Annotated in this window: 13 protein-coding genes; 4 read left to right on the top strand and 9 right to left on the bottom strand. The window is 32.2% G+C overall.

The window, feature by feature from the left end:
• Nucleotides 1-678: a LysE family translocator gene (locus ACKTTR_RS15120; protein ID WP_408028619.1), complete on the top strand. Its 678-nt coding sequence runs from the start codon at nucleotides 1-3 to the stop codon at nucleotides 676-678.
• Here ACKTTR_RS15120 and mgtE read toward each other — a convergent pair.
• The 4 genes from mgtE to ACKTTR_RS15100 form a co-directional block, all read right to left on the bottom strand.
• Nucleotides 675-2,024: a magnesium transporter gene (gene mgtE / locus ACKTTR_RS15115; RefSeq protein WP_408028618.1), complete on the bottom strand. Its 1,350-nt coding sequence runs from the start codon at nucleotides 2,022-2,024 to the stop codon at nucleotides 675-677. The genes ACKTTR_RS15120 and mgtE overlap by 4 nt on opposite strands.
• Nucleotides 2,025-2,111: 87 nt before the next feature.
• A complete protein-coding gene (gene rsmA / locus ACKTTR_RS15110) occupies nucleotides 2,112-2,915 on the bottom strand; it encodes a 16S rRNA (adenine(1518)-N(6)/adenine(1519)-N(6))-dimethyltransferase RsmA (protein ID WP_408028617.1) in 804 nt (267 codons plus the stop codon).
• A 61-nt stretch (nucleotides 2,916-2,976) separates the two neighbouring features.
• Nucleotides 2,977-3,306 carry a DUF4286 family protein gene (locus ACKTTR_RS15105; protein WP_408028616.1) on the bottom strand — a complete coding sequence of 110 codons (330 nt, stop codon included), beginning with the start codon at nucleotides 3,304-3,306 and terminating at the stop codon, nucleotides 2,977-2,979.
• Nucleotides 3,307-3,380: 74 nt separating this feature from the next.
• On the bottom strand, nucleotides 3,381-5,156 hold the full coding sequence (locus ACKTTR_RS15100; RefSeq protein WP_408028615.1) for a tetratricopeptide repeat protein: 1,776 nt from the start codon (nucleotides 5,154-5,156) through the stop codon (nucleotides 3,381-3,383).
• A 177-nt stretch (nucleotides 5,157-5,333) separates the two neighbouring features.
• Here ACKTTR_RS15100 and ACKTTR_RS15095 point away from each other — a divergent pair, with 177 nt between their 5' ends.
• Entirely contained in the window at nucleotides 5,334-5,477 is a 144-nt protein-coding gene (locus ACKTTR_RS15095) for a hypothetical protein (protein ID WP_408028614.1), read from the top strand.
• 92 nt (nucleotides 5,478-5,569) lie between these two features.
• Here the strand turns inward: ACKTTR_RS15095 and serS are convergent, their stop codons facing one another.
• From serS to ACKTTR_RS15080, 3 genes are all read right to left on the bottom strand, one after another.
• Entirely contained in the window at nucleotides 5,570-6,844 is a 1,275-nt protein-coding gene (gene serS, locus ACKTTR_RS15090; RefSeq protein ID WP_408028613.1) for a serine--tRNA ligase, read from the bottom strand.
• Nucleotides 6,845-6,911: 67 nt separating this feature from the next.
• Nucleotides 6,912-7,196, bottom strand: a complete 285-nt coding sequence (locus ACKTTR_RS15085; protein WP_408028612.1) for a helix-turn-helix domain-containing protein — start codon at nucleotides 7,194-7,196, stop codon at nucleotides 6,912-6,914.
• Nucleotides 7,197-7,295: 99 nt separating this feature from the next.
• A complete protein-coding gene (locus ACKTTR_RS15080; protein WP_408028611.1) occupies nucleotides 7,296-8,234 on the bottom strand; it encodes a bifunctional riboflavin kinase/FAD synthetase in 939 nt (312 codons plus the stop codon).
• A 193-nt stretch (nucleotides 8,235-8,427) separates the two neighbouring features.
• Here ACKTTR_RS15080 and ACKTTR_RS15075 point away from each other — a divergent pair, with 193 nt between their 5' ends.
• Nucleotides 8,428-11,136 carry a TonB-dependent receptor gene (locus tag ACKTTR_RS15075; RefSeq protein ID WP_408028610.1) on the top strand — a complete coding sequence of 903 codons (2,709 nt, stop codon included), beginning with the start codon at nucleotides 8,428-8,430 and terminating at the stop codon, nucleotides 11,134-11,136.
• 12 nt (nucleotides 11,137-11,148) lie between these two features.
• Complete coding sequence (locus tag ACKTTR_RS15070; RefSeq protein WP_408028609.1) at nucleotides 11,149-12,801, top strand: G-D-S-L family lipolytic protein; 1,653 nt, start codon at nucleotides 11,149-11,151, stop codon at nucleotides 12,799-12,801.
• A gap of 33 nt (nucleotides 12,802-12,834) precedes the next feature.
• Here the strand turns inward: ACKTTR_RS15070 and ACKTTR_RS15065 are convergent, their stop codons facing one another.
• Nucleotides 12,835-13,062, bottom strand: coding sequence for a hypothetical protein (locus tag ACKTTR_RS15065; RefSeq protein ID WP_408028608.1), 228 nt, complete (start codon nucleotides 13,060-13,062; stop codon nucleotides 12,835-12,837).
• A 146-nt stretch (nucleotides 13,063-13,208) separates the two neighbouring features.
• Entirely contained in the window at nucleotides 13,209-14,756 is a 1,548-nt protein-coding gene (locus tag ACKTTR_RS15060; RefSeq protein WP_408028607.1) for a glycine--tRNA ligase, read from the bottom strand.
• Nucleotides 14,757-14,823: the final 67 nt, after the last annotated feature.

Genomic DNA, 14,823 nt, shown 5'->3' with positions numbered 1-14,823 from the left:
ATGGATTTTTACGACTTTAAAAACGCTTTTTTCGTAGGTGTTTTCATGGCTTTTATGATAGGCCCAGTGTTTTTTATGCTGATTAAAACAAGTATTTTGAAAGGTGCTCGTGCAGCTATTGCCTTTGATATAGGTGTGATTTTAGGAGACATTTCTTTTATGTTAATAGCCTATTATGGAAGTAGAAGTCTGTTGGAAAAAATAAAAGATGATCCGCGCTTGTTTCTTATTGGAGGATTGGTGCTTATTGTTTATGGATTAATTACCTATTTAGATAAAAACAATAAGAAAGAGGCGAAAGCTCCAGATGTTGTTTTACCAGAGAGTAATAATTACTTAAAACTCCTTCTCAAAGGCTTTTTCTTAAACTTTATAAATATAGGGGTATTAGCTTTTTGGTTAGGTTTAATTGTGGTTATAGGTCCCACGTACGATATGAATCCAAAGTATTTAGTTTGGTATTTCGGTACTGTAATAGCTGGCTATGCAATTACAGATTTAGGAAAAATATTACTTGCTAAGCAATTAAAAAGTAGACTAACTCCATTAGTAATATACAGAATAAAGCGAGGGATGGGTGTATTATTAATTGTTTTTGGAGCTGTATTAATGCTAAAAGGATTTATTCCTGAAAGTAAGATTGATAACCTGATTGAGAAAGTGGAATCAATTGATTAAAACCCAATAATCATTTTTGCTATCCAAAAATAGATTAAAATCCCAAAAATATCATTACTCGTTGTAATAAAAGGTCCAGTAGCAATAGCAGGATCAATCCCTTTCTTATCTAAAAATAAAGGAATAAAAGTACCTACTAAACCAGCTACAATAATTACTGCAAATAATGAAGACGAAATAGCAGAGGCAATTGTCATATCTCCTTTCCAAACCCAGATAAAGAAAAATAAAATAATAGCTAAAACAAGTCCGTTTACGGCAGCTAAAGACATTTCTTTTAATAACCTGTTGGTAACACTTCCTTTTACGTCGTCGTTAGCTAACCCTTGCACAATAATTGCTGATGATTGTACACCAACATTACCAGCCATAGCGGCAATAAGAGGAGTAAACATAAAAAGAATAGCGTTTTCTTCTAAAGCACCTTCAAAAAAGCCCATAATTCTTGCAGCCCCTATACCCCCAATTAAACCTAGGAATAACCATGGTAATCGAGCTTTGGTTAATTGTAAAATACTATCTTCAGAATCAACATCTTGTGTAATACCTGCTGCTAATTGATAATCTTTTTCAGCTTCTTCTTTAATTACATCAACAATATCATCAATGGTAATTCTACCTACCAAAACGCCTAATTCATCTACAACAGGAATAGCTTCTAAATCATACTTACGCATAATGTTAGCTACATCTTCTGCGTCATCGTGTACATGAACAAAATCTACTTTCGGAATGTAAACATCTGAAATTTTAGCGCGAGTAGACGCCATTAACAAATCTTTCAAAGATAAACGTCCTTTTAACTTACCTTCATCATCAACCACATAAATAGAATGAACTCTAGTAACCTCTTCAGCTTGCTGACGCATTTTTTTTACACAAGTAAGTACATTCCAGTTCTCATTTACTTTTACAAGCTCTTTTGCCATTAATCCACCTGCCGAATCTTCGGCATAACGTAGTAACTCTACAATTTCTTTGGCATGTTCTCGGTCTTCAATTTTCTGAATAACGTCTTGTTTTCGTTCTTCAGGAAGTTCAGCAATAACATCGGCAGCGTCATCAGTATCAAGTTCATTAACCTCTTCGGCAATTTCTTTGGCAGATAGTTGTTCAAAAACTTTTTCACGAACCTCTTCATCAACTTCCATTAATACATCTGAAGTTGTTTCACTGTCTAATAAACGTATAATATAAACAGCATCTTCAAAAGAAAGTTCATCTAAAACTTCTGCAATATCAGCATAGTGAATGTCTGAAAACACCTCAGAAAGAGCTGTGTCTTTTTGATGTTGAATCAGTTCTTTTACGTTTTCTAATAAGTCTTTTGTGATTTCTAATGCCATCGCTTGCGATTTTGCTTGATTATCAAGGTTTTGAATATGTTGAAATCTAACCCAAAAAGAAGACTTGTTTTTATTAAAAATAAGCTCTTAACTATTGATTTGAGCTATTTTTTGTGTCAACTCAATGAATTTTTGTACCGACAATTGCTCGGGACGCATCGCAAATATAGGGTCTTCTTTTAAGGTATCCGAAAGATTAAAAGATTTTAAACTTGAACGTAACATTTTTCTTCGTTGATTGAAAGCAGTTTTTACAACTCTAAAAAATAATTTTTCATCAACAGGAAGTGTGTAGTTCTCTTTTCTGATAAGTCTAATAACTCCAGAATCTACTTTTGGCGGTGGATTGAATACAGAAGGAGGTACCGTAAATAAGTATTCGGCATCGTAAAAAGCTTGTGTTAATACAGAGAGTATTCCGTAGGTTTTACTTCCTTCTTTTTCTGCAATTCGTTGAGCAACTTCTTTTTGAAACATTCCTGAAAACTCAGGAACAAATTCACGGTTTTCAATGGCTTTAAAAACAATTTGAGAAGAAATGTTATAAGGGAAGTTACCAATGATAGCTACTTGTTGCTTATCAAATATTTCAGTAAAGTTCTTTTTTAAAAAATCCCCTTCAATAATGGTAAACTTCTCTTTTGAGGTATTCAGTTTGATATGTTCAACAGGAAACGTTTCTTGTAAATAGGTTACCGATTCGGAATCTAGCTCCATTACTGTTACTTTTGGTTTTTTTTCCAATAAGTATTTGGTTAAAACGCCCATTCCAGGACCAATTTCTAATACATTATCATACTCCTTTTCGGTAAGTGTATCAGCTATTTTTTTAGCGATGTTTTCATCGTTTAAAAAATGTTGTCCTAAATGTTTTTTTGCTTTTACAGTCATGGTTTTAGATTGATAGACTTTTAGACGTTATACGCCTATAATCTTGTTTTTTTGATATTAACTAATTACTATTTACTGTAGGAAAAAACTCATTTACTACTTTTAATTCAGTACGAAAAGCAAGCATTTTATCAGCAAACTTTTTTAATCCGTCGTTGCGTAGTTTGTTTGCACTATGTTTATAATAGTTATCTAAATCTTCACGTGTTTTTGCAGTATATTGAATAGAGTAAGTAATGCCTCCCATCTCTTCTTCAACTAACACTTGTGTCATTTTAGCACTTAAAAAGTGTCCTGTAGCTAATACTTCTGGTATATGGTTTTCAATCCAAGCTAACCATTCAGTGTGTATACTTTCGTCTATATTTATTGTTACGTTGTATATGTACATTTCTTTTAATTTGGAAGTTTGGAAATTTGAAAATGGAGTAATTGATACATTTTCAAACTTTCAAAATTGATTTATTAAATATCGTCTCCTCTTAATTTTCTAAACTTTTTTCGAGCTTCTACTAGATATATACTCGAAGGGAGGTCAAAAATAATCTTTTGATAGTATTCTTTAGCCTTTTCTGGGTTATTTAATTCGTTGTTGTATAATTCAGCCATATGATAATATACATCATCAACATAAATACCTTCTTTATCTAAGGAAATTATTTTAGTATAATTTAAAATAGCCTCATCATATTGTTTCTTTTTAACTAATAATTGAGCTTGTTTAAATAAGGCTTCATCTTCAATAGATTGTCCTCTATAATTAGCAATTATATCGTTTAAAATGGCAATTGCTTCATCATTTTTATTTTGATAAGCTAATAAATCAGCTTTGGCATATTCTTTTAAACCTGTACCAATGCTGTCTTTAGGTTCGTTATCCGAAATAGTTAAGAACAAATCAGCAGCATCGTTAGCAATAAGTTGCGTAGCAGATCCTTTTAAAATTTTTAGTTGAGCTTTTGCCCAAGTAAAATCATTTTTAAAGTAGGAAGCTTGTGCTACTTTAAAGCGGGCTTCTTGACCTATGTAATTATTTTTGAACAGTGTTTGAACTTGAGAAAAATAAATTAGTCCTTTGTTAAATTTCCCCATATAAACAAAAACATCACCAAGTTTAAGTTTTATGGAAGCTTTTATAAATTTTGAATTGGTAAAGTTTAATGCGTTTTTTAAAACAGTAGCTGCTTCTTCTGGGGTGTTCTTTGTAAAAGTTAGATAATTAGCATACTCTACCTGTGTGAAAAGTGTTTTTGAGTTAATTCCGTATTCTTTGAAAATGGAATTAAAACGTTCTTCTACATCAGGTTGTTTTGTTTCAATAGCTATTTTTAGGTTATTGTTTATGGCATTGAACTTATCTCTAGGGTAATTTGTTTTCTCTATAATAAGATTAAAACATTCTTCAGCAGTCTCGTAGTCTTTGTTCTCTAGAGCTATTTTACCTAAATCATTAATTTTACCTAAATTATCAGGGTTTCTTGCAAGTAAGGCCTTGTTTTGAATAAGTGCCTTGTTATACTGTTTTTGTCTAATAAATAACCAAGAAAGTAAATCGTTCCAGATATCTTTAGGGTTACTTATTGACTTTCGTAATAGAGCTTTTTTAAACAAAATGTTATTTTCATCTTCACTATCATCAGTTAAATATTTACCAGCATAGCGCTTAACGTTGTTAAGGTAACCTTCATTTTTATCAACCAAATCAATATAGGACTTAAACATTTGTTCAAAATTTCCTTTTTCACCATAAATCTGGGCTAATTGAAACCCATAATTTGCTTTTGGGTTAATTTCCATTACTTTATTAAATGCTTCAATAGCTAAATCTAACTTGCTGTAATTTTTAAATAAACCAGCTATCAAAGAGCCATAATTTGCTTTTTTATTAATAGATTCTATTGCTTTTTGATAGTATTTATTAGCATCCTCAATTTTTTCTTGACGTTCAAAATTATAACCAAGAACTACATATAAATAAGATAAGTTTGGTTTTTCTTTCAGTTTTTGTGTAAGTAAATTTTCAGCAACTGTAAATTGTTCTGTTTCTTGATAACAAGTAATTAATTTTTTTAAGTAGGTTGTATTATAAGGGCTTTGATCGTACAATCTTTTGTACAACTGAATTGCTTTTTCATATTCATTATTTCTAAAATAATTTTCAGCAATAATAAACTCGTTTTGTTGTGCGTGACAAAACAAGCTTAAAACCAGTAAATTAAATAGAATAATGATTTTCTTCATTTTGGAAAATTTTAAGCATTGTGCTTTTAAGCCTAATTCAGTAAAGAGGATTTTATCTATCAAAAATACAGAACATAATTGTTAAAATACTATTAAAAGAGGTGCTTTTTTGAAAAGAAGTGTAACATTTTGGCACGAACTTTGTCTTACTAGTAAAACAACTAAACAATGTTAACTATGAGAAATTTTACGACACAATACGAAATAGCAAAACATAATGCAAATGAGTTTATGAGAAAAGGTCAAATAACTCAATACTTTGAAGCATTGTTAGAAATGAATAAATACAAGAGATTAATGGTAGCAGTAGTTGCCAACTAAACATATTTTTTTCAATGGGGATTGATTAATTAAAAATCCCAAGCGTCGTAATTGAGGCTTGGGATTTTTTCATTTTTTATATTAAAGATTGATTAATCAATCATATCAAAACCACAGTAAGGAACTAACACTTCTGGAATTTTAATTCCATCTTCAGTTTGGTAGTTTTCTAAAATACCAGCTAATACACGAGGTAAGGCTAAAGAACTTCCATTTAAAGTATGTACCAATTGACTTTTACCTTCTTTGTTTTTAAAACGTAGTTTTAAGCGATTTGCTTGAAAAGTTTCAAAATTCGAAGCTGAACTAATTTCTAACCAACGTTCTTGCGCAGTAGAATACAATTCAAAATCAAAGGTTAGGGCAGAGGTGAAACCAGTATCTCCACCACATAAGCGTAAAATACGATATGGTAATTTCAATTCACGTAAAATTTCTTTAATGTGTTCTACCATTCCATTTAAAGCATTGTATGAATTATCAGGATGCTCAACACGAACAATTTCAACTTTATCAAATTGGTGTAAACGGTTTAATCCACGAACATGCGCTCCATAACTTCCTGCTTCACGACGGAAACAAGGTGTATAACCTGTTACAGCAATTGGTAAATCATTTTCTTGTACTAAATCACCTCTAAACATATTAGTAACAGGTACTTCTGCCGTTGGTATTAAGTATAAGTTGTCACCTGTTACATGGTACATTTGTCCTTCTTTGTCAGGTAATTGTCCTGTTCCAAAACCAGAAGCTTCATTTACTAAATGAGGAACCTGTACTTCGTTATATCCAGCAGCTGTATTTTTATCTAAAAAATAGTTGATTAAAGCACGTTGTAAACGAGCTCCTTTTCCTTTATACACAGGAAAACCAGCACCCGTAATTTTTGCACCTAAGTCAAAATCGATAATATCATATTTCTTTGCTAACTCCCAGTGAGGTAATGCGTTTTCTCCTAAGTCAGGAACAATTCCTTCTTTGAAAATTTCTTCATTATCTTCTTCGCTCTTTCCTGCTTTTACTGATGGGTGAGGAACATTAGGAATTTGATATAATAATTCGTTTAATTTCTCTGCAGCTGAGTTTAATTCTTCTGTTAGTTGTTTAGACTGCTCTTTTAATTCACCAGTTTTTGCTTTTAGTTGATTTGCTTCTTCAACTTTACCAGACTTAAAAAGACCTCCAATTTCTTTGGATATTTTGTTCGATTCAGCTAAAACATTATCTAAAGAAACTTGTGTAGCTCTACGCGTTTCATCAGCAGTTAATACTTCTTCAATAATTGTTTCGGCATTAGCAAAATTACGTTTTGCTAATCCGTCTAAAACAGTTTGTTTGTTTTCTCTAATAAACTGAACCTGTAACATCTTTTTAATTTTTTTAAGAAAAGCAAAGATAAAAGAAGCTATAGACTTAAGCAATGTGTTTTGCATACTAAATTTCTTCAAGCATCATAAAGAAGTCTGATAAAGTAATGTTGAAATAATCACATATTTTCTGAAGAGTAGTAATAGTGACATTTGTTTTTCCTTGTTCTATTCTTGCCAAATGTATTCCAGTATCAATATAAAACTCACTTGAAGTAATATGATATTCTTCTCTTAAAGTTTTTACGCAAAGGGCTACCTTTTTTAAGGTTACCTCATTTTTTGACAGCATTATTCTTTTTCGATACAAAATCTTAAAAACATATGAAATACATAATGACATACTTGTCATTATGTAGGTTTTAAAAAAATTAACTTTGTATGTAGTTACGTCAATAATACTAATTCTAAAGCTATTTGAAACCGGGGGGCTTTAAGTATGATTTTAAGGTTAGAGCTTGGCGTAACTTTTTAAAAAAAGCATTGAGTTTTGCTTGTCTTTTTTTAATTGAGAAATTAAGCCAGAAACAGAATCGAACTTTTGTTCGTCTCTTAAGTAGTAAAGTAACTCAATAGTTAATTCTTTACCATATAAGTTTTGGTTGAAATTGAAATAATGTACTTCAATTGTTTGGTGTTCACCATCAACTGTTGGTCGGTTACCAATATTCATCATTCCATAAATAGTTGTATTATCAATAATAGATTTTACTATATAAACACCTGTTTTAGGAATTAATTTATAATCTTCAGGGATGTCAATATTTGCGGTAGGAAAGCCTATTTTTCCACCCAACTGTTTTCCGTTTACAACTTTTCCAGTAAGAGAAAAGTTATACCCTAAATAATTATTAGCAGTTTTTAAATGCCCATTGGCAAGAGCTTTTCTAATTTTAGTTGAGCTAACTGATACTTCATCAATATCTTGAGCAGGAATTTCTTCAACAGTAAAATCATATAAGTGAGAATACTCAGTTAATTGCTCAATATTACCTTCTCTATTTTTTCCAAAATGATGATCGTAACCAATAATCAATTTAGAAATGTTTAGTTGATTTACTAAAATATCACGAACAAAATCTAAAGCAGTTAATCTTGAAAACTCTCTACTAAAAGGATGAATAATTAAATAATCTAATCCTAATTTTTCTAGGTGTTGAGCTCTTTCGTCAATAGTGTTTATTAGCTTAATGGAAACATCTTTTTGCAATACCATTCTTGGGTGAGGGAAAAATGTTAGCAATACCGACTTTTTATTACTAGCTTTTGCTTCACTAACTAATTTTTCAATAATCTCTTGATGCCCAATATGCACTCCATCAAAAGTACCAATGGTGACCATTGTTTTTTGAGAAGGAGTAAAATCAAAAATAGAATGTATAATTTCCAAGACAACTAATAAATTTAGGCAAAAATACAATTTGTATAAGATGATAAATAATAAATTAAGAAATAAAAGCTAAAATTAGTTTTTGGTAAGTTTTTCTCTTTATAATTAGTATAATTACAAAAAAACTGGGTAAATATTTTGCAAATGAAAAAAAATTGTATTTTGCACTACAGTTAACAAATTATTTTACATTATGATGAAAAAACTATTACTTGTTGCATTTGTGCTATTTGGTACAGCAATGATGGTTGCTCAAACTACCATTACAGGTACGGTTAATGATGCTTCGCTAGGTGGGCCACTACCAGGAGCAAACATTAAAGTTTCGAGAAAAGCAGTAGGAACGTCTACTGATTTTGATGGTAAGTTTACAATGACGGTAACAGATATCCCTCCGTTTACCATTGAAATTTCTTCTTTAGGGTATCAAACAAAAACAGTTGAGATAACAAAAAACAACCAAGTTGTTGAGGTTAGCTTAACAGAAAATGCAACATCTTTAGATGAGGTAGTTGTATCGGCTTCGAGAACTCCAGAACGTGTTATGGAATCACCTGTAACAATCGAACGTTTTGATTCTAGAGCGATAAAAAATACAGCTTCTGCTTCATATTACGATGGATTAGAAAATTTAAAAGGAGTTGACATCAACTCAGGAGGTTTAACATTTAAAACAGTAAACACACGTGGTTTTGCTACGTTTGGTAATGAGCGTTTTGTACAGTTAGTTGATGGTATGGATAACGCTTCTCCAGCATTAAACTTTGCTATTGGAAACTTATTAGGAATTTCTGAAGTAGATGTAAAAAGTGTTGAAATTTTACCAGGAGCAGCTTCGGCTTTATATGGGGCTAATGCATTTAACGGTATTATGTTAATGCGTAGTGAAAACCCATTTAATGAGCAAGGTATTAGCGTTGGTTTAAAAACAGGATTAACAAGTCAAGAAGCAGCAGGAGATAATGGATATTATGATGCTACAATTAAAATGGCACATGCTTTTGACGATTATTTTGCAGTTAAAGCTAGTTTTTCTTACTTAAAAGGAGAAGAATGGCATGCTACTGACTATAGAAATACAACAGGTATTGGAGGTACATACATTCCTGGAATGAATCATAATGATGATCCTAACTATGATGGAGCAAATGTTTATGGAGATGAGGTTTCTGTTAATTTAGGAGGAGCTATTGGAAAGGTTAGTAGAACAGGATATAGAGAAGTAGACTTAATGTCTAACGAAGCTAAAAGCGTAAAATTCAATGGAGCTATTCATTATCGTCCTTTAGGTAATGACCGTGTTGAAATTATTTGGAATTCTAAATACGGTAGAGGTAATACTATTTATCAAGGACAAAACCGTTACAATTTAGCTAACTTCTTTATGGAACAACATAAGTTAGAAGTAAGAGGTAAAAACTTCTTTATAAGAGGATATTATGCAGGTGAAGATGCAGGAGATTCATACGATACTCGTTTTGCTGCAATTAATATTAATAGTAAGTGGAAATCTAATACTAATTGGTTTGGGGATTATGCAAAAGCTTATTTAGGTGCAGTTCCTAATGTTGAAGCTTCAAATCATGCAGCAGCGAGAATTTATGCTGATAAGGGTCGTGCTGTACCAGGTACGCCTGAATTTACAAGACTTTTTAATGAAGTAACTGCTGATCCAGATTTACTAACTGGTTCAAAGTTTAGAGATAATACAAGCTATTATCATGCAGATGGTAACTTAAACTTACGTGATTATATAGATTGGGCTGAGGTACAAGTAGGAGGGTCATATAGACAATACAGATTGAACTCTTATGGAACTATTTATACCGATAGTGATGGTCCAATTAAATATGGAGAATATGGGTTATATACTCAAATTCAAAAGAAAATGATGGATGATCGTTTAAAATTTACTGGATCTATTCGTTATGATAAGTCAGATAATTTTGATGGAAACGTTACACCAAGAGTTTCGTTAGCGTATGCGACTGGAGAAAATAAGAATCACAACTTTAGAGCTTCTTTTCAAACAGGTTTCCGTAACCCAACAACGCAAGACCAATATATTGGTTTAGCAACAGGAGCAGGATTTATTTTAGGTACAGCTCCTGATAATATTGGGCGTTTTTCTGCACCAGCAATTACAACAACAGGAAGTTTTGTTTTAACAGGACAAGATGTGTTTGATAGAGGTTATTCTGCTAACTCTATAGCAAACGGAAACCCTACTTTGGCAACTACAGATTTAGTAGAGCCGGAAAAAGTAAAATCTTTTGAAGTAGGTTATCGTGCAGCAGTTCCTTTAGGAGAAAATAAGTTGTCTATTGATTTTAGTACATACTATAATATGTATTCTGACTTTATTTCTAATAAAGATGTAGTTGTATTAGTAGATCCAAACACACCAGTTACTGTGAATAACTTAACTAATAGAGATTTGGTAAGAACATTTAGTGTAAAAACTAATTCAACAGTTGATGTAGATTCTTATGGAGTAGGTTTAGGATTAAACACGAAGGTATTTAACGGGTTTGATGTTGGATTAAACTATACATGGTCTAAGTTTGATTTTGATCAAGCTGCTGACCCTGATTTTGAAGCTGGATTTAATACACCAGAGCACAAAGTGAAAATGCAATTTGGACACACAAATTTATTTGAAAACTTTGGATTTAACATAAGTGCTCGTTGGCAAAATGAGTTCTATTGGCAGTCTACCTTCTTAGAAGGAACTGTAGAAGAAAGAACTGTTCTTGATGCTCAAATTAACTATTCTGTTCCTTCAATTAAATCAGTGTTTAAAGTAGGAGGGTCTAATTTAACAGGTGAAGAATACTTAAGTGCACCTGGAGTAGGAGCGGTAGGTTCTCAGTACTATATTTCTTGGACAATCAATAACTAAAAAAAATTAACAATGAAAAACACATTAAAATATACATTTTTATCTGCGTTATTTTTAGGTTTTGTTGCCTGTGATGTAGATAATAATTTACCTGAAATTAAAGGTGAAGCAGAGAGTACTGTAGCATTACAAGCAGGTAGTGCAGACTTTTCAAAATATGTTGCTATTGGAGCATCTTTTACAGCTGGTTTTACAGATAATGCTTTGTTTAAAGCAGGTCAACAAAACTCTTTTCCAAATACTTTAGCTAAAAAATTTGCAATGGTAGGCGGAGGAGATTTTACGCAGCCTTTAATGAATGATAATTATGGAGGTTTAATTTTAGCAGGTAGCCCTGTACTACATCCAGTAACAGGAGAAAGGTTATTTGATGTAAGATTAACTTTCAATGGTGAAGGCCCAACCTCTTTAAGTAATGTTAATCCAATGGCGATGTCTACTACAGATTTTGCATTGAATAATCCAACAGGACCATTTAATAATGTAGGGGTGCCAGGAGCAAAGAGTACACATTTTATTGCACCAGGATATGGTAATTTAGCTAATTTCCCAGCAGCTGCAAATCCTTATGCTGTAAGAGTAGCTGGAAGTACAGATGCTTCTATTATTGAATTGGCAGTTGGTCAAAATCCAACATTTTTTACCTTGTCTGAGTTTGGAGGAAATGATGTGTTAGGTTATGCTACCTCTGGAGGAGACGATTCTAATCCAATTACATCTACAGCAACTTTTGATTTTGCTTTAGGTACGGTTGAAGCAGCCTTAAAATTAACAGGAGCAAAAGGTGTAGTAGCAAACTTACCATATATTACAAGTTTACCTCACTTTACTACGGTACCTTATGCACCATTAGATCCTAGTAACCCTGATTTTGGGGCGCAAATACCAACATTAAATAATGTTTTTGGAGCGATAAATGGAGTTTTTGAAGCTATTGGTGTTCCAGAAAGATCAATTGTATTTGCTACAGATGCTGCAAGTGCTGTTGTGATTAAAGATGAATCGTTAGAAGATAAAACTGCTCAAATTGTTGGAGCTCTATTGGCAAGCCCTACGTTCCCTCCTTTTGTGGCTAGCTTCGGGTTACCAACTGATGCAACTACATTGCAAAAAGTAGCAGGTTTATTAGGAACTTATTACGGTCAAGCAAGACAAGCAACTGCTGATGATTTATTAGTATTACCTAGTATGAATGTGATAGGAGAGATAAATAAGAGTTCTGTTCAGTTTTTAATGACGCAAGGTTTACCAGAACAGTTAGCAGGAATGTTTTCTGTAGAAGGAGTGTCTTTACCTTTAGAAGACAAATGGGTCTTGGTTCCTAGTGAACAGGCAGAAATAAAAGTAGCAACGGATGCTTATAACACAAGCCTTAAAACAATGGCAGATGCAAACGGATATGCTTTTGTCGACTTTAAAGCTATTTTACAAGAAGCTTCTACAGTTGGTTTAGAATTCGGAAATTACAATATGAATACTAGTTTAGTGACTGGTGGTTTAGTTGGTTTAGATGGAATTCACTTAACTGGTAGAGGATATGCTTTAATGGCTAATAAAATGTTAGCTGCTATTGATGCTACATATGGATCTAACTTTACTGTAGGTAAAGACGGTTTAGCTAAACCAGATGATTACCCAACAAATTACTCACCTACTTTACAATAGTGAGTAAAATATAAAGTAAAAAAAAGCTGAAGATTAATCTTCAGCTTTTTTTTTGTCTTTATGAGAGTTCATAACATATTTTTTATACTTACCATCTTTATATCTATAGTAAATAAATAAAGGCATTAATATAAATGACATGTATAAAACACCTAGACCCATTACTACCTGTGCTTTAGGATGCTCTGTGTTTAAAAGATAAGCTCCTGCTATCATCCAAAGTAAAAAGATGGTGAATAATATTTTAAGTACAGTTTTCATCTGTTTTCTATTTTATTGGTTTGTAATCTAATATTAAAACCCTTGCTTGATATTAAGATTTGTATATAAAGTTATTTACTAATGCAAAAATAAAAATCCTAAACAGTTACGTTTAGGATTCTTGCTTTATTTTGTCGTTTTAAGATTTATGCTTCCATTTTTTGTAACCAAGAACGTACATCTACCTCTTGTTTAATAATGTTGCTTAATTCTTCTATTTTAACACGTTTTTGTTCCATAGTGTCTCTATGACGAATAGTAACGGTATTGTCTTCTAAAGTATCATGGTCTACTGTAATACAGAAAGGTGTACCAACAGCATCTTGACGACGATATCTTCTTCCAACAGCATCTTTTTCATCATAAACAACATTGAAGTCCCATTTTAAATCGTCAACAATTTTACGAGCGATTTCTGGTAATCCGTCTTTTTTAACCAACGGTAAAATAGCTGCTTTGGTAGGTGCTAAAACTGCAGGTAATTTTAAAACTGTTCTTGTTGAACCATTTTCTAGCTCTTCTTCTTGTAAAGAGTTAGAGAAAACAGCTAAGAACATTCTGTCTAAACCAATTGATGTTTCAATTACGTATGGTACATAACTAGTATTGTCTTCATGATCGAAGTACTGTAGTTTTTTACCAGAAAACTTTTCATGCTGACTTAAATCGAAGTCAGTACGAGAATGAATTCCTTCTAATTCTTTAAATCCAAAAGGAAATTTAAATTCAATATCAGCAGCTGCATCAGCATAATGAGCTAATTTATCATGGTCGTGGAAACGATAATTTTCTTCTCCCATTCCTAAAGACATATGCCATTTTAAACGAGTTGCTTTCCACTCTTCATACCACTCTTTTTGAGTTCCTGGTTTTACAAAAAATTGCATTTCCATTTGCTCGAATTCACGCATTCTGAAAATAAACTGACGTGCTACAATTTCATTACGGAAGGCTTTACCGGTTTGTGCAATTCCGAAAGGAATTTTCATGCGCCCTGTTTTTTGTACGTTTAAGAAGTTTACAAAAATACCTTGCGCTGTTTCAGGACGTAAATATACTTGTGTTGAACTGTCAGCAGAAGCTCCAAGTTGCGTTCCAAACATTAAGTTAAACTGTTTAACTTCGGTCCAGTTTTTAGAACCAGAAACAGGACATGTAATACCTAAGTCTATAATTAAATTTCTAAATCCTTCTAAATCGTTTTCTTCTTGAACTCTAGTTAGTTCAACCGTTATCTCGTCAATTTGTTTTTGACGTCTTAAAACGTTAGGATTTGTACTTCTAAATTCATTTTCATCAAAAGCATCACCAAAACGTTTTTTTGCTTTGGTTATGTCTTTTTGAATTTTTTCGTTGATTTTTTCTCTAAAATCTTCAACTAAAACATCAGCTCTATAACGCTTTTTAGAGTCTTTGTTGTCAATTAAAGGATCGTTGAAAGCATCAACGTGGCCTGAGGCTTTCCAAGTAGTTGGGTGCATTAGTATTGAAGCATCAATACCTACAATGTTTTCGTGCATTTGCACCATTGCTTTCCACCAATAATCACGAATATTTTTCTTTAATTCTACTCCGTTTTGAGCATAATCATACACCGCGCTTAAACCATCATAAATTTCAGATGATTGGAATACATAACCGTATTCTTTTGCGTGTGATAATACTTTTTTAAATTGATCTTCTTGTTTTGCCATGTTGCAAAAATAAAATAAGGATTTAAACTAAGGGTATGGAAAAAGAAAAAAGTGAAGAATTAATTAA

The organism is Tenacibaculum litoreum, assembly GCF_964513915.1.
Taxonomy (GTDB): domain Bacteria; phylum Bacteroidota; class Bacteroidia; order Flavobacteriales; family Flavobacteriaceae; genus Polaribacter; species Polaribacter litoreum.
The sequence above is the reverse complement of the archived record's forward strand: the minus strand, read 5'-3'. Positions and strand labels throughout refer to the sequence as shown.

Bases quoted from the DNA above. Each gene is read 5' to 3' on its own strand.
- ACKTTR_RS15120 (WP_408028619.1), top strand. From the start codon at position 1: ATGGATTTTTACGACTTTAAAAACGCTTTTTTCGTAGGTGTTTTCATG.
- mgtE (WP_408028618.1), bottom strand. From the start codon at position 2,024: ATGGCATTAGAAATCACAAAAGACTTATTAGAAAACGTAAAAGAACTG.
- rsmA (WP_408028617.1), bottom strand. From the start codon at position 2,915: ATGACTGTAAAAGCAAAAAAACATTTAGGACAACATTTTTTAAACGAT.
- ACKTTR_RS15105 (WP_408028616.1), bottom strand. From the start codon at position 3,306: ATGTACATATACAACGTAACAATAAATATAGACGAAAGTATACACACT.
- ACKTTR_RS15100 (WP_408028615.1), bottom strand. From the start codon at position 5,156: ATGAAGAAAATCATTATTCTATTTAATTTACTGGTTTTAAGCTTGTTT.
- ACKTTR_RS15095 (WP_408028614.1), top strand. From the start codon at position 5,334: ATGAGAAATTTTACGACACAATACGAAATAGCAAAACATAATGCAAAT.
- serS (WP_408028613.1), bottom strand. From the start codon at position 6,844: ATGTTACAGGTTCAGTTTATTAGAGAAAACAAACAAACTGTTTTAGAC.
- ACKTTR_RS15085 (WP_408028612.1), bottom strand. From the start codon at position 7,196: ATGACAAGTATGTCATTATGTATTTCATATGTTTTTAAGATTTTGTAT.
- ACKTTR_RS15075 (WP_408028610.1), top strand. From the start codon at position 8,428: ATGATGAAAAAACTATTACTTGTTGCATTTGTGCTATTTGGTACAGCA.
- ACKTTR_RS15070 (WP_408028609.1), top strand. From the start codon at position 11,149: ATGAAAAACACATTAAAATATACATTTTTATCTGCGTTATTTTTAGGT.
- ACKTTR_RS15065 (WP_408028608.1), bottom strand. From the start codon at position 13,062: ATGAAAACTGTACTTAAAATATTATTCACCATCTTTTTACTTTGGATG.
- ACKTTR_RS15060 (WP_408028607.1), bottom strand. From the start codon at position 14,756: ATGGCAAAACAAGAAGATCAATTTAAAAAAGTATTATCACACGCAAAA.